16 protein-coding genes, 1 tRNA gene and 1 pseudogene are annotated in these 21,044 nt (G+C 31.6%); 6 read left to right on the forward strand and 12 right to left on the reverse strand.

Annotated features, from left to right (window positions below; all coding sequences use genetic code 11):
• The first annotated feature begins 31 nt into the window (after positions 1-31).
• The gene (locus FAF07_RS06610; RefSeq protein WP_142784356.1) at positions 32-853 is read left to right on the forward strand and encodes a THC0290_0291 family protein; all 822 of its coding nucleotides are present in this window, start codon (positions 32-34) and stop codon (positions 851-853) included.
• Between the two features lie 19 nt (positions 854-872).
• Here FAF07_RS06610 and FAF07_RS06615 read toward each other — a convergent pair whose 3' ends face one another.
• Complete coding sequence (locus tag FAF07_RS06615; protein WP_142784357.1) at positions 873-2,012, reverse strand: cystathionine gamma-synthase; 1,140 nt, start codon at positions 2,010-2,012, stop codon at positions 873-875.
• A 92-nt stretch (positions 2,013-2,104) separates the two neighbouring features.
• Between FAF07_RS06615 and FAF07_RS06620 the strand changes: the two genes are divergently transcribed.
• On the forward strand, positions 2,105-2,821 hold the full coding sequence (locus tag FAF07_RS06620) for a DUF3298 and DUF4163 domain-containing protein (protein ID WP_185956530.1): 717 nt from the start codon (positions 2,105-2,107) through the stop codon (positions 2,819-2,821).
• On the opposite strand, the gene FAF07_RS06625 is transcribed toward FAF07_RS06620, so the two are convergent.
• Positions 2,798-3,262: a DinB family protein gene (locus FAF07_RS06625; protein ID WP_142784359.1), complete on the reverse strand. Its 465-nt coding sequence runs from the start codon at positions 3,260-3,262 to the stop codon at positions 2,798-2,800. The two genes, FAF07_RS06620 and FAF07_RS06625, sit on opposite strands and share 24 nt — an antisense overlap.
• A gap of 70 nt (positions 3,263-3,332) precedes the next feature.
• Between FAF07_RS06625 and FAF07_RS06630 the strand changes: the two genes are divergently transcribed.
• Positions 3,333-3,686, forward strand: coding sequence for an arsenate reductase family protein (locus tag FAF07_RS06630; RefSeq protein ID WP_142784360.1), 354 nt, complete (start codon positions 3,333-3,335; stop codon positions 3,684-3,686).
• 122 nt (positions 3,687-3,808) lie between these two features.
• On the opposite strand, the pseudogene FAF07_RS18830 reads toward FAF07_RS06630, so the two are convergent.
• The 5 genes and pseudogenes from FAF07_RS18830 to FAF07_RS06655 all read right to left on the reverse strand — a co-directional run.
• Positions 3,809-3,946, reverse strand: a pseudogene (locus FAF07_RS18830) (IS200/IS605 family transposase); the annotation flags it as partial.
• A gap of 243 nt (positions 3,947-4,189) precedes the next feature.
• Entirely contained in the window at positions 4,190-5,242 is a 1,053-nt protein-coding gene (locus FAF07_RS06640; RefSeq protein ID WP_142784361.1) for a ferredoxin--NADP reductase, read from the reverse strand.
• 359 nt (positions 5,243-5,601) lie between these two features.
• The gene (locus tag FAF07_RS06645; RefSeq protein WP_142784362.1) at positions 5,602-6,339 is read right to left on the reverse strand and encodes a PepSY domain-containing protein; all 738 of its coding nucleotides are present in this window, start codon (positions 6,337-6,339) and stop codon (positions 5,602-5,604) included.
• 76 nt (positions 6,340-6,415) lie between these two features.
• Positions 6,416-7,834, reverse strand: coding sequence for a RagB/SusD family nutrient uptake outer membrane protein (locus tag FAF07_RS06650; protein WP_142784363.1), 1,419 nt, complete (start codon positions 7,832-7,834; stop codon positions 6,416-6,418).
• A gap of 31 nt (positions 7,835-7,865) precedes the next feature.
• Positions 7,866-11,021, reverse strand: coding sequence for a SusC/RagA family TonB-linked outer membrane protein (locus FAF07_RS06655; protein WP_142784364.1), 3,156 nt, complete (start codon positions 11,019-11,021; stop codon positions 7,866-7,868).
• A 245-nt stretch (positions 11,022-11,266) separates the two neighbouring features.
• On the opposite strand from FAF07_RS06655, the gene FAF07_RS06660 reads away from it, so the two are divergent.
• On the forward strand, positions 11,267-12,148 hold the full coding sequence (locus FAF07_RS06660) for a LysR family transcriptional regulator (protein ID WP_142784365.1): 882 nt from the start codon (positions 11,267-11,269) through the stop codon (positions 12,146-12,148).
• Positions 12,149-12,347: 199 nt separating this feature from the next.
• Here the strand turns inward: FAF07_RS06660 and FAF07_RS06665 are convergent, their stop codons facing one another.
• The 3 genes from FAF07_RS06665 to FAF07_RS06670 all read right to left on the reverse strand — a co-directional run bounded on the left by FAF07_RS06665 (position 12,348) and on the right by FAF07_RS06670 (position 15,243).
• Complete coding sequence (locus FAF07_RS06665) at positions 12,348-13,832, reverse strand: DUF4268 domain-containing protein (RefSeq protein ID WP_246067793.1); 1,485 nt, start codon at positions 13,830-13,832, stop codon at positions 12,348-12,350.
• A 675-nt stretch (positions 13,833-14,507) separates the two neighbouring features.
• Positions 14,508-14,678, reverse strand: a complete 171-nt coding sequence (locus FAF07_RS18505; protein WP_185956532.1) for a hypothetical protein — start codon at positions 14,676-14,678, stop codon at positions 14,508-14,510.
• On the reverse strand, positions 14,668-15,243 hold the full coding sequence (locus FAF07_RS06670) for a zeta toxin family protein (RefSeq protein ID WP_142784367.1): 576 nt from the start codon (positions 15,241-15,243) through the stop codon (positions 14,668-14,670). The genes FAF07_RS18505 and FAF07_RS06670 overlap by 11 nt, the downstream gene beginning before the upstream one ends.
• Before the next feature lie 113 nt (positions 15,244-15,356).
• On the opposite strand from FAF07_RS06670, the gene FAF07_RS06675 reads away from it, so the two are divergent.
• Positions 15,357-18,332: a DEAD/DEAH box helicase gene (locus tag FAF07_RS06675; RefSeq protein ID WP_246067795.1), complete on the forward strand. Its 2,976-nt coding sequence runs from the start codon at positions 15,357-15,359 to the stop codon at positions 18,330-18,332.
• Positions 18,333-18,627: 295 nt separating this feature from the next.
• Here the strand turns inward: FAF07_RS06675 and FAF07_RS06680 are convergent.
• Both FAF07_RS06680 and rseP read right to left on the reverse strand, forming a co-directional pair.
• A tRNA-Asn gene (locus FAF07_RS06680) sits at positions 18,628-18,701 on the reverse strand.
• 82 nt (positions 18,702-18,783) lie between these two features.
• On the reverse strand, positions 18,784-20,130 hold the full coding sequence (gene rseP / locus FAF07_RS06685; protein WP_142784368.1) for an RIP metalloprotease RseP: 1,347 nt from the start codon (positions 20,128-20,130) through the stop codon (positions 18,784-18,786).
• Positions 20,131-20,300: 170 nt separating this feature from the next.
• Between rseP and FAF07_RS06690 the strand changes: the two genes are divergently transcribed.
• Entirely contained in the window at positions 20,301-20,975 is a 675-nt protein-coding gene (locus tag FAF07_RS06690) for an SCO family protein (protein ID WP_142784369.1), read from the forward strand.
• Positions 20,976-21,044 lie beyond the last annotated feature (69 nt).

A 21,044-nucleotide genomic window follows, 5' to 3' on the forward strand; every position in this document is an offset into this window, starting at 1 on the left:
CTTAATTGCGCCTATGAGTCAAAACCTTATTATGCTTAATTTGAAACATTTAGCTCTAATATTTTGCTTGTTCTTTATTTGCCACTTCTCATTTGCACAATTAGGCTTTTCTCATGAAATAGGCATTGTTGCTGGTCCTGTTCAGTTTCGATCAGATTTTGGTGTAAGGGAGGATTCGCAAACAAATTTTGAGAATTCAGGTGTAGGGATTGGTCTTCTACATTATATGAATTTCGCTTACAGTGCCGATTGTAATTGTTATACAACAGACACCTATTTTAATGATCATTTTAAGGTTAGAAACGAAATTTCATGGAATAGAACGAATTTAGAACATGCTGGTGAATTTGTTGATCCTTCCAAAACTAGCGCTGATGCGAATAGATTGAGAGCACACACAGGAGTTGCCCAAAACCTTGATATTGGCACACAATTAGAATGGTTTCCTTTAAGTATAAGATCTTTTCAATCTTATGGTTACAAATTTGCGCCTTATCTTAGTTTGGGTGCGCATTTCACATCTTATAGCCCAAAGGCAAAAACAGTTTATAATAGCCCAGATCCAACGGTAGCATTTGGAGATGTCTTTGATGCTGGTAATATTTATTCGTTTTGGGTAGACGATCCAAGTGCAACATATCCTATTAATACCAATGGTGGCACAACATGGTCCGTTGTATCCAGTATTGGCGTGCGCTACAAACTAGGCCCCCTATCTGATTTATTATTGGATTTTAGGGGACAATATTATTTTAATGATTGGGTTGACGGCCTGAACCATAAATTGGAGTATAATAAACATAATGATTGGTTATTGTGGTTAAACTTTGGCTACATTTATTATTTGGACTAAAGAATATCATTTATAAGCTTTATTTCAAAGCCTGTTCTAAATCAGCAATTAAATCATCAATATCTTCAATCCCAACGCTCAATCTAACTAAAGAATCTACAACACCTATTTTTTCACGCTCTACTTTAGGGATGCTAGCATGTGTCATACTTGCTGGATGTCCAGATAAAGATTCTACGCCGCCTAAAGACTCTGCTAAAGTGAATACCCTAAGGTTCTCAATGATTTTAATAGCTCGCTCATAATTATTGCCTTTTGCGGTAAAAGAGATCATCCCACCAAACCCGTTCATTTGGCTTTTCGCAATATCGTGATTGGGATGACTTTCAAATCCTGGCCAATATACTTTTTCAATTTTAGGGTGTTTTTGAAGATATTTTGCAACCGCTTTACCATTTTCACAATGACGCTGCATTCTAACATGCAGTGTTTTTATACCTCTCAAAACCAGAAAACTATCTTGAGGCCCACAAATAGCGCCACTAGCATTTTGTATAAAATACAATCTATCGGCTAAGTCTGTATCTTTCACTGCAAGGGCTCCCATGACAACATCACTATGGCCGCCTAAATATTTTGTTGCAGAATGCATAACAATATCTGCTCCTAAATCTAAAGGTTGTTGTAAATAAGGCGTTGCAAAAGTGTTATCTACCGCTAAAATCACATTATGTTTTTTAGCTATGTCAGATGTCGCCTTAATATCTATAATGTTCATCATCGGGTTGGTTGGTGTTTCAACCCAAATGAGCTTGGTGTTTTTATTGATATACTTCTCAACATTCGAAGCATCTTGCATCCCGATAAAATGAAATTTGATGCCAAAATCCTGAAAAATCTTAGTAAACAATCTAAACGAACCGCCGTACAAATCGTTTGTAGAAATCACTTCATCATGAGGCTTTAAAAGTTTCATGACGGCATCAATAGCCGCCAGTCCTGAGCCAAATGCTAAACCATATGTCCCATTTTCGATACTAGCAAAAGCATTTTCTAAAGCATTACGCGTAGGGTTGTGCGATCTAGAATACTCATAACCCTTATGCCCACCAGGAGTGGTTTGTGCATAGGTAGTAGTTTGATATATTGGTGGCATAACGGCACCATATGCTGGATCGTGCTCTTGACCGCCATGTATCGTTTTGGTATTAAATTTCATTGTAATTTCTGTTTGTATAAATGTAAGTTTAAATTCGGTCTATTCAAATGCAATATTTACCTTTAACATTAAAACAAACCTGTCATACATTTATGAAAAAATATGGTCTAATTCTCTGTGTTTATATAGTTTTATTTTCCTGTGAACAACCAACGAAGCTATTATTTGCCGAGGTTGATTTTACATCTAACAACGATGATCTCGTAACGGTTAATATTCCAGTAGCTACAGAAGGTTCGGTTATTTCTGAATATATAAATTCTGAAATTCATTCACAGGTTATATCTGTTTTAAGTTTTGATGATTCTGATGATGAAAACGCCGAAACTATAGAAGAAAGCATCGCAAATTTCAACAATGCGTTCGTTAATTTTCAAAATGATTTCCCAGAGCGTGCTCAAGAATGGGAGGCTCAAATAGATGGCGATGTTATGTTCCAATCTGAAGAAATTATAAGTATCGCGCTAAGCAATTACATCAATACTGGTGGGGCGCACGGTATTTTAACCATTGTTATTTTAAACTTTGATGCGAAAACAGGATCAATTCTAACTTCCGGAAACTTAATTAATAATCCCTCAAAATTGAAAGCCATTGCAGAACCCTACTTTAGAGAGGCGTTACAAGATCAAAACATGACGTTTAATAGCAAAGATTTTAAGCTACCAAGAAATATAGGTTATAGTGATGATGGTCTCGTATTTGTATATAACATAAACGAGACAGATCCTTATTCTGATGGGATTATTGAATTTGTAATCCCTTATAATAAAATTAATTCGCTGTTAGTTTTTGATAGCGCGATATAAGGCCATGACATAGCCCAAATGCATACCTTCATGAAACAGTATAAACTCTAGAGCATCATCAATATTAGAAAGTGTATTTCCTGTAGTAGACACGGTATATTCTTGGAAATTCTTAAATGTCTCACTATTATAATCGGCTTGCGTGCTTTCAATAGTTCTGAATAATAATGTATTAATTTCATCAACTTCCTGCTGCGTTACTTCACTTTCAGGTTTACTTCCTTTTTTGTATTTGTCGATTAAATCGTCACTAACCATGGTTGGTAATCCAGATAATCTATATGCTAATAACTGCTCGGTAACTACAATATGACCAATATTCCAGATAATATTATTATTAAATCCTTTTGGGATTTTATTCAAATCTGATAACGATGTGTTTTCAATATAGTTTCTAAAAAATTTTCTAGTCTTAAATAATACTTCAAAGGTTATGGTCATAGCTACAGATTTTTTAATAAATATAGTTTAAATGCCATAATTACTTTATTTTGTTGAAAATTATTTCTCAATGAAAAAAGTTTACTATTTAAAAACCTGTAGCACCTGTGTTAGAATTTTGAAGAATTTAAATTTATCTGAAGATTTTATATTACAGGATATAAAAACGGAACCCATTACAAAGTCACAACTCGAAGCCATGAAAGACCTAGCTGGTAGCTATGAGTCCTTATTTAGCAAAAGAGCACAGCTTTATAAAACAAAAGGATTAAAAGCTATAGATTTAAAAGAGTCTGACTACAAAGCGTATATTTTGGAACATTATACCTTTTTAAGCAGACCGGTTATTATTATTGAAAATGCGATTTATATAGGTAATTCCAAGGCTACGATTGAGAGCGTTAAAGCTTCATTAAGTAAATAGTGGTTATTATTCGATTTCTCTTTTAAGACTTAAGGAACCTTTATACTCATAAAATTAATAACTGAACCACTATGGACTAAAAGTCCATAGGTTCGCGATGGTGACTTAAAGTCACCCAATGGTCACTTCTCAATTATAAAATTCGTTGCATTACCATCATCTGGTCTTCGATGGTGCTCCAAATACTCATTGACCATTTCATCAGTAATATTCCCGGTCCTCCAGCAACCATAACCAATTCCCCAAAAATGCCTTCCCCAGCCACCATTAAGCAAAAAGAATGGATGCCTAATACAGGCGCAAGCAATACAAGCACAGGGAGCAACATCGCAGTAGTCGCCAAAGGACAGTCCGTGCTCATTACCCGGGCGACGGGCTTCAGCAAAAAAGTTTCATAGCTTCCGCACTGAGTCACAGAACCTGTTCGCAAGTAACCAAGGTGTGCTTTTAAGTTAGGTATTTAAATACACTTACCTCTACAATTTTAATCTATAGTATCTAATTTACACATCATTATAATCTACCACAATTGTAGGGGTAATAGCTTGTGCTTGACAGGTTAAAATTAAACCTTCGTCAATATCACTATCTGTCAAAATATTGTTATGAAGCATATTAGCTTCACCTTCAGTGAGTCTAGCGATACAGCTGCTACAAATACCTCCTTGGCAAGAGTAAGGGGCGTCAATACCTTCATTTAAAGCAGCTTCTAGTATGGTGCTTTTTTGTGACATTGTAAAGAGCAACTCTTTCTTTTTTATTATAACGGTTATTTTTGTACTGCCATCCAATACATTTTTTATAGTATTAGCAGGAGCTGAAACTTTAAATAGTTCAAAATGAATATTATTATTTTTTATATCATACTCTTGTAAAACTTCTGAAACAGCAGTTATCATAGCTTCTTGCCCACATAAGTAGAATGCATCGACAATAATACCTTTATATTTATTTTCGATAAAGTATTTTACTATGTTTTTTTCAATTCGACCAAATAAAGCATTCTCCTCATCACTTTGGCTAAATACAAATTCAAAATTAAACTGATTTGGATATTTTAGATTAAGATCTAGTAATTCCGCATAAAAAATAGTATCCTTAGGTGTTTTATTACCATAAATTAAAATAAATTTACTTAAAGGCTCTTCTTCTAAAACGGTCTTTATAATGCTCATGATTGGAGTAATACCACTACCAGTAGCAAAACCCACAATAATTCTTGCTGTAGATTTAATTGGCTCGAAAACAAAACGTCCTTTTGGTGGAGCTACCTCCAAAACATCATTAGCTTTTAACTGAGTATTTGCATAAACTGAAAATAATCCGTTTTCAACTTTTTTAATAGCTACTTTTAGTTCATTGCTTTTTGGAGAAACACATAACGAATAATCTCTACGAATTTCCTTTCCTTTAATTTTAGTTTTAAGCGTGATATACTGCCCTGCCTTAAAGGCAAAAATTTCGTTTAAATTCTGAGGCACATCAAAACTAATGATTACAGCGTTATCAGTATCTTTAATAACTTTCTTTATTGTTAGTTGGTGAAATTGTGACATAAATTTTAATAAATTTATAAGGGCGAATGCATATTCGTTATAAATTCCATACGGAAGAATTTTTAAGGATCTTAAAAAAAATAGCTTTAGTATAAAGGAAATAGTATTAATGAACCATTTGAATATCTATTAGAGAAAGCCTATCTCCACAACGCGATTTGATTCCTAGTTTACCAATGAAAACTAGATAAACGAATCATCAAATTAATTCAATTTCCCCAAGGGCGTTCATTAATCCCTTAAAAATCAATGTGCTTCCGAGTTAAGAAGTAAGGCTTACCATAACACTCTCAATAAATATATCACTATAAATAAACTTCTTATTATTCATGGTAAACCTTCAAAATAATCTCAATACTTTATTTCTTCTTTGCCTTTTTCTTAACTGGGTTTAATAGCTTTCTAACAGAAGGAGATGAGATGTACCATAGTAAAAAACCACTCATTACTGTTATTAACCCTAAAATAGAAAATATTCTTAAAAGTGTATTGTTAAAGTTATCTCTTCCTTCATAATCCATTGTATGTGTCATCCATAAAAAATCAAAAATACGCCAGTTGCGATGTCTTACAGTTTGAAATTTGCCATCATTAATTGATATATATGCTTTTAGCGCTTCATCATTTGAATAAGAAACTACATATGCTGGCAATTTCCCTATATCCTTTCTTTGGCGAAATTCATGATGATTATCAGTCTCAGTTAATATGTCAATTGATACCACTTTTAAATCATCCCTCATTCTTTTATTAGCTATATATAATGCTTCATCTTGAGTAATTCCATTTTTTGGATTACCTGAATTAGCATCAAAGAGTTTACTTTCATTCAGCCAATAATAGGGCTTGTCCGCAATATTTAACAATTCCAATGAAGTAATATCTTCGTTTGATTGTATTTCGTTTGGGCCAATCAAATTACTAAATGATGTTTTTAACATCGATTCATTCAGAAATTGGTCGCCATGAATTTCATCAATATCAGTCCAACTAAAATATAAACCACTTATTGTCCACATAAGGAATTGTATGCCCAAAAATAAGCCCAAATAGCGATGAACCTTTCTTATTTTTGATGCTGTATGTCTATTTACCATAATTGTATTTATTTTTTTTAAATAAAAGAACATAGCGCTATTTCCAATAAAATAGCGCTATGGAGCTTTGACTAAATTAGTATCCTCCTTGTGTTTGTACCATTCCTGATGCGTTAATTTCTTCAATTGGAATGGGATAAATAGTTTGATAATTATCAAACTTAATCGTTATTTTGTCTAGCGGTATATTTTCATGATCTGATGCAACACGAGTAATGTCCTTACCTCTTCTAATATAATCATATACACCATGACCTTCTACTGCTAACTCTTTTCTTCTTTCAATAGCGATTTCATCTACAAGGGCATCTCCAGTTAACGTTGATAAAGTATAGGATGTGCTTCTTCGTTGGGTAACTTCAAATAGGTAGCTCGCGCCGTCCCCGTTACTTCTTGCTGCAGCTTCGGCAGCAATCAGAAAAACTTCTGACAAACGAATGACAACAACATTATGAGACCCCTCTTGAGCAACATCTAAATACTTTGCATAACTTAATTCGTCTGTAGTTTCTCTATCCTCTTGAAAAAATTGGCCTCTCGGGTCATCAGCAAATTGAGTCAATAATGTTTTAAATGAAAGTGTTGCCAAAATATCTTCCTGTCCTCCATTATCGTTTGTTAATTGAGCACTTATAGCACTACTTCCTACAGAATTATTTGGATGAATTAAATCTAGTTCAAATAAAGATTCTGAATTAAAAGGATCTCTTGTAAAATTAGATATATTCATTAAGCTACTGGAACCCATCGTTGAGATAACTTTTTCTGCATAGATGAGCGAATTAGCCCAATCTTCTTGATATAAATAAGTTCTTGCCAATAATGCTTGCACAGCTGTTTTATTAATGAATCTTGAATTTTCGACAGGACTCAATAAAGCTTCAGCGGCTTTATAATCGGTAATTACTTGCGCATATACATCTGCAACAGTGCCTCTTTCTATTATTGCTGCCCCAGTAACTTCAACAACCAAAGGGATTCCTTGAGACGACCCATTACCTATTATCCATGGATAGGAAAATGTTCTTACCAAATCAAAGTGAATCATAGCTCTTAAGGCCAGTGCTTCTCCTTTTATTCTGTTACGCTCACCATCATCTCCAGGTACTTCATCAATTTTTGCTAAGAGAATATTAAGATTATTTAATGCCTTATAGCAAGAACTCCACATATTAAAAGCATTTCCATTTAATATAGCAGTTTCACTATATTCATATTCTACCCTTAAAGGATTCCTCTCATTTAAACTAGGCTTGATGGCTCTAAAATCGGTGCCTTTCATGGCAGCACGTAAATAAAGCCCTGCACCCAAATAGCTTGTTCCAGCAATCTCGTTATATACTCCCATTAAAACACCATTTGCCTTCGTTACAGTAGAGAATACTATTACTTCATTTATTTGATCGTCAGGAAATTTTTCCAATACATTTTCACAAGAGCTAAGCAGTATACTCATTACCAACATGTACACTATTGTTTTTATATTTTTCATCATTTTTCTCCTTTTATTTTGTTAAAAATTACTGTTAAAAATCAAGCTTTAAACCCAAAGTAAAACTTCTAGCTGTTGGGATTTGATAAAAATTTACTCCATTTATCGAAGATTCTGGGTCATAACCGTCTAGCTCTGTTGATAGAAATACATTATTTATTAAAGCATACAAATTTACAGATTGTATATACTTATTTTTAATAGGTACGTTATATCCAAGACGTATGTTTTTAAGTTTTAAATAATCTGCACTATACAAATATCTTGTTGATATAGCATTGGACCCGTTAGTGGCTCCATTTATTCTTACAGGAACATTTGTATTAGTATTTGTTGGAGTCCACCTATTTAATTGATTTGTTGTTACGGTATATTGAGGTCTCGCCCCATCATCATCTCTTTTGTACGAGGTTAAATCATATACACTACCACCAATTCCATAAGTGAATAAAAAATTAAAGCTCCAGTTCTTATATGTGATTTCATTAGAAAAACCACCTTGAACGTCCTGTGTTGCTTGACCAAAAATACCGTAACCAGCTTCTTGATAGTCCTCTGTAATTGATCCTGTTCTATTTCCATTATTATCTAAAACATACCATTGAGCACTACCGGTTTCTGGATTCACTCCTTTATAATCTCTTAGATAAAAAGAATAAAAATTTTCTCCTTCTCGACGAATAATAGGGTATTCATCATAGTTTCTAGAAGTAATAATAATATCGCTAGGCAATTGAGTAATCTTATTTTTTAAAGTACTCGTATTGATAGTAGTATTCCATGTAAAATCTTCTTGTTCTATAATACTAGCTCCTAATGAAAACTCAAGTCCACTATTCTCCATACTACCATAATTTCTTAACGCAGTATTAAATCCACTAGTAGAAGATATAGGTACGTCTAATAATATATTATCAGTTTTTTTATTAAAATACTCCAGAGTTATCGCATACTTATCAAACAATTGAAAATCAAATCCTATATTAAAATTTTCACTTGTTTCCCAAGATAAATTTTCGTTAGCAACTTGAGATAGTTGTACCCCTGCATCGTCTCCATAGCCATTTCCTCCACTAAAAAAAGGAAGATGTGCATATAATTGAGACGGTAAGTTCCCATTTGTACCATAACTAGCTCTTAATTTCATATCTTGAAAAACACCATCCTTTCCCTCCATAAAATTCTCTTGACTTATTCTCCAAGCACCAGAAATTGCCCAAAAATTACCCCATCTTGAATTAATTCCAAACCTTGAAGAACCATCTCGTCGAAAACTTCCACTTAAATAATACTTTTTATCAAAGTCATAGTTAACCTGTGAAAGAAAAGAAACTAAACCATAGCCTGTTTCATTACCTGAAAAACCCCAATTTCCGTTAACTCCATTTGGCGCTAGTAAATCGTCATCCAATACATCATATCCATCTATTCCAATCCACTTAGCCTTAGTATCTTCTATTTCAAAACCAGCTAAGGCGCTAACAGTGTGTTTTTCATTAAATACTTTATTATAATTTACAATATTAGAACTTGTTATTTTGAATCCTTCTTGTTTATATTGCCCCGTTGCTCCATTCCATTGTCCTGCACCCGAGCCAAATTGACTATTGTCATAACTAACTTCATCTGTTGAGTAATGTTCTATACCAAATGTGGATTTGAATGATAAATTTTCATTAAAATCTAATTTTCCCCAAAAAGTTCCTCTGGTCCTAAATTCATCATTTGTAAACACTCCTAATGCTAATAAAGCAGAGGGATTAGAATTTGCGTCTAACTGGTTTGGCAAATCGGCGTACGAACCATCATCATTTCTTATACGAGCTACTGCGGGAATCATACGTGCCATATAATAAGGATTTAATGAGAATGCTCTCTCATAAGTTGCTCCCCTTTTCCTTAAAGCCATCGATAAATTAGCACCGAAACTTACATAATCATTTGCCTTGTTTTCTAAATTAATTCTACCTGAATAACGTTTCAAATCAGACCCTACAAATGTTCCTTCTTGATCTAAATATTCACCTGAAACAAAAAATTTGAACGTATCTGACCCCCCACTGGCAGTAAGGTTATATTTTTGAGTTACACCATTTCTTGAAATATCTCCAATCCAATCACTATTATATGCCGTAGTTCCATATAACTGTTCATAGTTTGTAGTAGCTATAGCAACATAAGAGTTATAAAGGCTTGAATTAGCATAAACACCTTTAAAATCGCTATTATCATTATTCACAATTAGCCTGTTCACATCACCTTCTAACCATAATTCTTTATATTGCTCTCCGTTAACTAAGTTTTCCATGCCTAAGTTATTGGCAAAACCTAATTGAGAAGTAAATGAAAATTTAGTTTTTCCGCTTTGCCCTCGTTTTGTTGTAATAATAATTACACCGTTAGCTGCTCGAGAACCATATAAGGAAGCTGCCGCTGCATCTTTTAATACTGTAAGAGTTGCGATATCGTTAGGGTTGATACTGGTTAAGGGATTCTCTGCTTGAATACTCCCATTACTAGCTCCTCCCCAAGCTCTTAAAGTGGCATCCGAGTTAATCACCACACCGTCAACTACGTATAAAGGTTGAGATGACCCATTTACCGAACCAACCCCTCTAATACGAATATTTGATGGCCCACCTGGTTGTCCAGTAGTAGCAATCTGAACTCCAGCAACATTACCCTGTAATCCCTCCTCAAAACTACTAGTAGCTTCTCTAACAATTGCTTCTGTTTTAACAGTTTGTGCAGATCCTGTAAAACTGCTTTTTTTAGAGGTTCCATAAGCAGTTATTACGACTTCGTCTAATTGGTTATCTACTTCCATTGTCACATTAATAATGTTTGATTCTCCTACTGTAAATTCTAATGATTTGAATCCTACATAAGAAAAAATTAAAACCTCACCCTCACTAATACCGATTGTGTAATTGCCGTCAAAATCTGATTGTGCTCCTTTAGTTGTTCCCTTTACAATAATATTTACTCCAGGTAAAGGTATCCCTGAATTGTCAGTAACAGTACCTGTAATTGTTTTTTCTTGAAGGTTAATTATGTTATCTGTATATATTGAATTTGCATAAACAGGGCTGAAATTTATATTAATTAATACAAGAAACGTAATTAATATATAATCTCTAAGATTCCTTTTTTTCTTAAAAACGGAATTGATGTTGTTAATTTTATTCATAAGCTTGTGTTTTATAATTAATTATTATCGCTGTAAAATACAGTAGTTCATTTTATAACAAATTTTAGTTTATCTTCTTTAATTACCCATTTCATATATTGTATTAATTAATATAAATTTTGCTCTGAATTAAATCCCTTTCCATAAGAAAATTATGAGTGAAATCAAAAATGAAGTTTCATTTGTCCAAATTTATTCTTATTTTTAATACCTAACAAGACTAATTAAGTAAGTTATTGATGTTTATGGGTAATCAAATAGAATTAAGACATATTCGCTATTTTTTAGCTGTAGCTGAAGAATTGCACTTTAGAAAAGCTGCGGAGCGATTATACATTTCTCAACCAGGACTGAGCAGGCAAATAAAACAAATGGAAGATGATTTGGGAATTAAATTATTTGAACGAAATAACAGAAAAGTAAATTTGACCAAGGTCGGTCTGTATCTTAAAACTGAACTTTCAAGAAAATTAAAAAATTTAGATCATATTTTCAACCATGCTAAATTGCTTCATGAAGGAAAGAATGGTATTTTAAATTTAGGTTATGTAGGCTCTGCCATGCAAAAAATTATCCCCGATCTACTATTGAAGTTTAAGAAAGATCATCCAAATGTTCTATTTAATTTAAAAGAAATGGACAATAAAAGACAAATAGAACATTTATTTTTGCAAAATATTGATGTAAGTTTCACAAGGTTAGAAAGGGTTTCAAGAGATCTAAATATTCAGCAAGTTTTAAAAGAACCTTTTTGTTTAGTTCTTCCAAAAAATTATCCAATAGATAGTACAAATTTTAAAGACATTTCTCAATTTAAAAATGAATCTTTTATCCTGTTTGACGAAGAATTCAGTCCGTCTTATCACAAAAAAGTAATGCAAATTTTTGACGATAGTGGGTTTACCCCTCAAATTTCTCATAATACAATCCATTCAAGTACCATTTACAAATTAGTTGAAAATAATTTAGGCATTGCTATAGTTCCAAAATCTTTACAACTTAAATTTTATAAAAACGTGAAGTTTATTGAATTGGATAAAATTCCTCAACGAACAATTTTATCCATTGTATGGGATAATAACAATACAAATCCCATTTTAGAAATTTTATTGAAATATTTTAAATAAAAAAATTCTTGAATCCGACTATACCCGATACATGGACTTGCTAAAACAAAAAAGACCTTACATTTCTGTAAAGTCTTTCTCTTACTAAGCTCCTTCTCTTGGGCTCGAACCAAGGAGATTAAACTGCTTTACATCAAATGCTTGACAACTTGACAACTTTTATTGTAACCTTTTTGTATGCCTTTTTTAAATAATTAAATTACTTCAAATTCTTAATCGCTGGTTGTAATGCCACTTCAAATTTAGGTAAGTAGGTAACTAAAAATTCATTCATTTTATCCCAATCGTTTTTATCAAATAAGTTTACATCACCCAATTCATATTTAATACGACTCATTTTGTAGTTTGCTAATTCTTCCCATTCAAGTTCACCACCAAATGTGTTTTCAATACTTTCTTTATTAGATAATAAGTATTTTTTATTTAGTTCTTTGCTTGATGAACCTATACTTAATTCTATTCTTACATACTTGCCAGTTATAACGAATGTATAGCCTAAACCACTAATTCCAGCTCCAGAACTTAACCAATGGTCTTTAGTTGGGTTTACATTAGAAAATAGTTCAGTGTCTACAATTAAAGGCAACAGCTGTTTCCAATATTCTTTACGTACACCAAAACGATTAGGTACGTTACCACTATCACTATCAGCATATTTTATTAGTAACTCATCTTCAAGTTCAAATAATGGAAGTAATTTTTTAAGTGTACTAAACTTAGAATTACTATCTATATTTGATTCAATAAAATAACCACTTTGCAATTCTTGTGGTGCTCTAAAATCTGATGCATTACGAGACATTTTAAATACATCTTTAGCTTCTAATAATAGTTGTGCGTTTTTCTCGTATAATTTTTCAATTACATAAAAATACATTTGAGCAATAACCTCTTCATCTACTTTAGTGTTTTCAAAAATAAAATACTCTAATTTTTTATGTTTAGGTGATTCTGCATTGTATAGATTTTGTTCTTCTGTATTATCCGAAACAGGTATTTCTACATCTGGGTATTCCCATATTTTAAGAAAACGACTGTAAATTAAATCAAACCTTTCATTGTAGTTTTCAATATTCCAATTATTAATGGTTTTAAGATAATCGTTAAGCCAAAGACGACTATAATTATAACCTTGTTCACCACATTGTCGGTTCATCATCTTTTTATCTGGAAAGGATTTATTACTTAAAGCTCCATTATTACCTGATAAAGTTAAATTAGCAATTGTGTTTACATACTTCTCTTTAAACTGAAAATAATCATCAGGTGTTATATTTTTATTCCAATCTTCATTTGGGGTTTGAGGAAAAATATGTTCAATTGTTATGTTTTCATTTGAAGTGTTTACATATTCTCTGTTGTTATAATTCTCTAACAACTCAAACATATAATTTCTGTTTTTTGATTGGATATTATATAAATCTTTATCCTTCAATGCTGTTTTTAAATCTTCGTCGGTTGGGAATTTTGCACCACCACGTTTCTTTATTAAAGCTAATGCAATAGAATCATAATACTCTTCTGTATCAACTTCAGAATATAAAGTCATAAATATTTTATTCAATGAATTGGTAGGCAAGCCTACAACAAAACGTCTCCAAGTATAAGATTGAATCAATTTTAAAATTTTAATTAACTCGTCATTGCTAAGTCTCTTTTTTATTAAATCTAAATCTTGCATCATAATACGCATTACTAAACACTATGAGTATGCTGAAAAAAACTAAAAAGCAAAGTGACCATTTCAATTTCAATAGCAAGGGATACTGATGATAGACAATTATGATTGGTAAAATAACAACAAACAATAGTGCTGATATTAAGAATAAATAAATTTTACTTTTACTCTTTTTAATTTCATTTTCTAGTATTGAATTTATTGCATTAGTTATTTTTACCCTTGGTTTTAAATACACAAAGATTATTAGATTGCTTGTTAATTTAATTAGCCATTCCATATACCAAGATATAGGTATAAGTTACAGATAAATGAAAGTAAATGCAAGGGATATTTGTCGTACCATATGGCATCAAAACAAATTAAAATAGCACAATTAGAAGCAAATAATATTTTCGTTTTATTTTATAAAAGTTAGAAAACGCAGATAATGAAAAATTTGTATTTCAATTTACACGTAAAATGGTTTATTCGAAAAAAGTAAAATGTTGTACCAATATTGTGCTGAAGGGTAATATTTAAAAATAAAAAAACCACTCAATCTCTTGAATGGCTTTCTCTTTTTAAGCTCCCTTTAATAAGCTATTATTGAATCGATTAATTTTGATTTTCAAAGAGTTAGACTTAAATTAAACCTTTCTTGAATATCATACCAACAACCAATTAATAACAACTTAGAGGTTATTCTTCCTTTTTTAAATCCTTAGGATACACTTTTAAAATTTTTCCATCTTTGGAAATAACTATTGGTGTTTCTTTTTGTTCTTTAAATTTGATCATTTTCTCATAGGCTTTTTCTAAGCCCTTTGAAATTTTATCTTCTAATTCCTGTAATTGTTCTTTAATTCCCATTGTATTTTTCTTTTAATTCATTCCAAACTATATCATCTTTTATAAATAGTTTATCATCAGCTCCTTCTGCTATAAATTTAAACCTTTCTTCTGAATTATCAGCAATTATCCATTTATCAACTATTAGGATATATTTCTGGAACAAATTTCTTAGTCCATTTTTGTAACGCCTTCTTATAACATCTACTGGAATATTATGCCCACCTTCCAAAACTCTAGTTTTAACACGTTCAATTGCTAACTCTTCTGAATTTAATTTCAAAAAAAGTAAAATTACCTCGTATCTTTTTAGTTTTGCCTTTTTAATAAAACTTACATAGCTATTCGTTGACAACGTTGTTTCTAAAGCAAAAGTCTTGCCATCTTCCAATAACTCATTAATTCTAGCTAGCATTATTCTTCCTGCCTGAAAAGCAACTAAGTCTGGATTAAACGGAGAAAGTCCTCTTGCAATTTCATCGGCATTTACAAACTCTTTACAATCAAAAATTTCAGGTAAAATAGTAAATGAAGCAGTTGTTTTTCCTGCGCCATTTGGGCCTGCAATAATGTATAACTTTTTCATTAGCACAAAGATAGTATAATCTTTTAGCTTTAGTATTTATGAGTTTACTTAAAAAGAATTTTCAGATTAAAACTATATTTTTATCAAAATAAAGGTGATTTTATTTTTTAAATATGGAAGTGATTACAAAAGAGCAATTACAACTTTTTCGTTCTCTTTTTAAAGGGCGTGATGATGTTTTTGCTTTACGTTGGGAAAAGCAAAACAAAAATGACTATATGCCTGCATATTCTTATGACCCTTATATGTATCGACTTCATAAGCAAAGCGGTGGCTCATTTAAGAATTATACTGATAAAACCTATTTAAAACTAGATGATTACCAACTTTTAAAACATTTAAAAGGCAATCATTTTACAGGAATTTATCCACTTTTAAAAGATAATACATCAAATTTTATAGTTGCAGATTTTGATAAAACTGGTTGGGAAAAACAATCAAAAAAAGCATTAGAAGCTTGTACAGAAGCGCAAATTCCTGCTTATTTAGAACGGTCTCGGTCTGGAAATGGCGGACATGTTTGGATTTTCTTTGAAGAACCGTATCCTGCAATTAGAAGCAGAAGAATTGTTCTAACACTTTTTGAGCAAGCTAGTATCTTTTCAGTCTTTGATAAAAACACAAGTTTTGACCGTTTATTCCCAAATCAAGATTATTTATCAGGTAAAGGATTGGGAAATCTTATTGCGCTTCCTTTACACGGCAATACTTTACAACAAGGAAACTCTTGTTTTATTGATGCCGATACATTAATACCTTTTCTGGACCAATGGGCATTTTTAAAAACAATCAAAAAAGTATCAACACTTGATTTAGATGCTATTCTAAAATTATTTTCTGAAAAACCAAATCAAGAAATTTCAATAGAAAAAGAAATTACGTACAATGGAAAAATTCAAATCATTTTAAAAAATAGTATCACTTTAAACCGTAATGGTTTAACCCGTATTCTAACTAATTTTCTAAAAGAGCAATTAAACTTTTTCAATTCTGATTATGCTATAAAAAAGAAAACAGGCAGAAGCACTTATAAAACGGAACGTTATTTTAAACTTATTGAAGAAACCGAAAACACTATAGAAATACCAAGCGGCTTTATAGGTAAGTTGTTACGGTTTTGTAATCAAAATAAAATTCAATATAATTTTTTAGATGAAAGAATTAAACTAGAAGAAATTGAAATAACGTCTTCAATTCAATTATTAAACCACCAACATTTATCTCTTGAAATTACCAAGAAAAAAGATTTTGGAATTATAGTTGCCCCTCCAGGATCTGGTAAAACTATTATTGGCTTAAAAGTCATTGAACAGAAAAAACAACCAGCATTAATTATCACGCACAGAAAACAAATTGCAGAGCAATGGATAGGCAGAATTGAAAGCTTTTTTGGAATACCCAAAAGAGACATCGGGAAAATTGGTCAAAGGAAAATGAAGATAGGAAAACAAATAACAGTTGCATTAATTCAGTCCTTATCAAAAAAACTGAATACTGCCCCTAAAGAGTTAACATCGGCTTTTGGTACAATTATTATTGATGAATGCCATCACATTCCAGCAAAGTCTTTTAGAGAAGTTATAAATCGTCTATCTCCCTTCTACCAATATGGATTAACAGCAACACCTTTTCGAAAAAATAGTGATGAAAAACTACTGTTTGTCTATTTGGGCGATATTATTTCGGAAATAAAACCCAATGAAATAGATACTTTTAAAAAAGCAAGATTTACTGTACGTGATACAAATCTAGATATTCCATTTAATTCCAAAACTGACCATTTTGAAACATTATCCAAAATATTGATTCATGATTCTGAAAGGAACAAGATCATATTAAAAGATATTCAATATGAGTTAAACAAAGGTAGAAAGGCAGTTATTATTACAGAAAGAAAAGAACATATTCAAACACTAAATCAATATTTAAAGAATCAATATGAAATTATTACACTTTCTGGAGAAGACAACACATCTTCAAGTAACTCAAAATGGCAAGCTATAAAACAAGGGAATTACCAAGCTATTATTACTACTGGGCAATATTTTGGAGAAGGTATTGATATTAAGGATGTTTCATGTTTATTTTTAGTATATCCTTTTGCCTTTAAAGGAAAGTTAGTTCAATACATTGGTCGTGTTCAGCGTTCAGAATTAACCCCAATTATCTACGATTATAGAGATAAACATATTCCATACCTCAACAGACTATTTTTAAAACGAAACACATATTACAGAAATCTAGACCGACAAGCTACATTATTTGATGATTTTGAAGAAAATATAAATCCTATTTCAAAAGGGAATAAAATTGACAAAACTTTCAAAGTTCCTATTAATGATTTAGAGTTTCATTATGGAATGGTTAGTTTTTCTTATTCTTTGAAATCAAACATATCTATTCCATTTGAAATCGAGAATGAAGATATACAACCAGAATTTGAAGTTCTGAAACCATATTTTGCAAAAGTACTAAACTCAAAATCTGTTGTTATTCATATAAATATTGAATTTGAAAACGATATCATTGTATCGCAAATAGCAACATCTAAAGATATTGAGAACATAAACAAGGAAGTCATTGAAAGCGTAAAGTTTCAACTTGTAAAACAAAATTTTATAAAATCTGGAAAAACAATCAATCAAGAAGATATCACAAATAATATTGAAGCTTTTTTTGATTCAAAGGAAAACCTATTGGAAACTATTTTAAAAAATGACATTTATGTCCATTCCAAACAACTTTATTATTTGGCAAAGCATCACGATTTCAAAACTCTAAAAATTAGATTTGTTTTAAGCCCATTTTCATTTGTATTTTTATTGGTAGGAGAGCTGAATTACCATATTATTTTAGAAACGTTAAATACTAAAGAAGCAACTTACATTTGGCGTCTTTCCAAAGATTCAATCCTATTTAAAAAAGAGTTGTCACAAATAAATCAAAAACTAAACTTAATTCGTATAAGTGGTCGACAAGCTTTTTTAGAAACTAAAAACAGCAACTTTAGTCGAATTATACATGATTATAATAATGCCGAAAAAGGATTTTATAAATGGAAAAACATACTAGAAGAAAGGTTGAGTTAGCATTAATGGCTCTTATACTCGAACCTATTTTAACACTTAAAAAAACAGCGTCAATTTCAATTAAGGTAGGAGAATTATAGAACCGCTTTATTCAAAACCGTTTAAAATGGCTAATTCAATAAAAATAACCACCAATATTGGCTAAACTGGATATGATTAAATTATAAATTATCGGATAGAGTATCTTAATCCTCTTTCTTTTTAATTTTTTAACAAAAATAAAATGTTGTACTGAAGGGTAATATTAGAAAATAAAAAAGCCACTCAATCTCTTGAATGGCTTTCTCTCACTAAGCTCCTTCTCTAGGGCTCGAACCTAGGACCCTCTGATTAACAGTCAGATGCTCTAACCAACTGAGCTAAGAAGGAGTGTGCTTTTTCGCCTTAGCGAGCGCAAATATATAGTAATTTTTAATTACTACAAAACGACTTTTAATTTTAATTAAAAAAATTAATCAAAAACTGCTTTAAATATATCATTCCCGTTTGCAAACAGTACCAAAGCTATTAACAGTATAAACCCAACCATTTGTGCATATTCCATAAACTTATCTCCAGGTTTTCTTCCAGACACCATTTCATATAATAAGAACATGACATGACCTCCGTCTAAGGCTGGGATAGGCAATAGATTTAAAACCCCCAGCATAATGGATAAAAAGGCGGTAATATTCCAGAATACTTCCCAGTTCCAGAAACTAGGAAATATATCATAAATAGCCTTAAAACCACCAACGCCTTTATACGCACCGGTACTCGGTGTGAATATGGCTTTGAATTGTGTAATGTATGACGAAATTTTATCACCAGTCTTTTTAATACCAATCGGAATGGACTCAAAAAATCCGTATGTCTTATTTTTAAATTTATAATAATCTAGAGCCTCTAAAGTTTCTGGAGTAGAACCGTTGGCATATACCAATCCCAATTTACCATCTTCGCTAATTTTTAAAGGGATGACGGTTTCATTATTATCTCTTAAAACGGTAGCAGATACTGTTTGTCCTTTAAATTTTTCTAAGCCCTCTTTTACTTGATCAATATATCTAGTGTTGTAATCATTTAAACCAAGTATGATATCTCCTGCTTTAATTCCACTTGCTTTGTTATAGGATGTATCAGGAACCTGAACAATGGCGAATGGCATCCTCAAATTGATAAAACTTTTTTCCTTAGAATCAATTAATTGTGCTAAAAAATCCTCAGGCATGGTTACTGTAGATTGTTGCCCGTCTCTTTCAATAGTAATCTCTCTCCCAAATAATACTTTTTCGGAAACTTCAGAAAAGGTTTCTATCTTATCACCATCAACAGCTATAATATTATCTCCGGTTAGTAATCCCGCTTTATTGGCCACAGTGCTCTCGATAAATAATCCATCTTTTATATTTTCAATGGGTAAAAAAGTCTCTCCGTAATAAAAGGTCATGCCTATATAAATAAAAACAGCCAATAAGAAATTAACCGTGACGCCACCCAACATAATGATTAAACGTTGCCATGCTGGTTTAGAACGAAATTCCCATGGCTGTGGCTCTTTTGCCATTTGCTCAGTATCCATGCTTTCATCAATCATTCCAGCAATTTTAACATAGCCTCCTAGTGGCAACCAACCAATTCCGTATACCGTTTCGCCTATTTTTTTCTTAAACAGGGAGAACTTCACATCAAAAAATAAATAAAACTTTTCTACTCTTGTTTTAAAGGCTTTTGCAGGAATAAAATGCCCTAATTCATGTAAAATAATAAGCAATGAAAGACTCAATAAAAATTGAGATATTTTAATAACAAACTCCATATATCTTCTGTCGTATTTTTATAATCGCACAAAAGTAAGCTTTTAAACCAACTTTAAAAAGCCTATTGCTGAATGGCTCTGTATTTAACAAGAATTTAAGTCAAGAATAAATTCCATCTGTTTGAATTTCATTGTATTTTTGCAAAAGTTCAAATCTATACTTCTAAAAAATGTTATCCTTTTTTAAAGATTATAAAAAGTTCGCCATTGTTTTTGGTATTATTTCCGCCATTATAATCATACTCATTTATAACACCTTAAATGTGTACCGGCCACTTGATATTTACCAACCTGCCAGGGTGAGCTCTGAATTGGTTGACAGCACCATTCAACACCAAAAAAAGTATCATAAAATAGCCGATTTTAAATTTATTAATCAAAATGGAGACACCATTACGCAAGAAGATTATAAAGATAAAATCTATGTTGCCGATTTCTTTTTCACTACCTGCCAAACCATTTGTCCGATTATGACAGATCACATGGTAGACATTCAAAATAAGCTTATAGATGATGATGACGTCATGCTGCTTTCTCATACGGTGACTCCACAAATTGATACTGTAGCACAACTAAAGCGATACGCCATTAAAAAAGGGGTGAACGATAAGAAATGGAATTTGGTTACCGGTGACAAAAAGCAAATCTACGAACTTGCAAGAAAATCCTATTTGGCCGTAAAAACCAACGGGCTCGGGGACAAATATGATATGATTCATACCGAAAATTTTATGCTTATTGACAAGAAACGCCAAATTCGTGGGTTTTATGATGGTACTAATTCCGAAGATATTTCCAAACTCCTTGAAGATATTAAAATCTTGAAAAAAGAATACGACCAATAGTTTATAACAATCTATTTCTTTAGCCTAAATTTTTATATTACTTTTGCTTCTTTAAAATCAATCTAAATA

This window comes from Changchengzhania lutea, assembly GCF_006974145.1.
GTDB lineage: Bacteria > Bacteroidota > Bacteroidia > Flavobacteriales > Flavobacteriaceae > Changchengzhania > Changchengzhania lutea.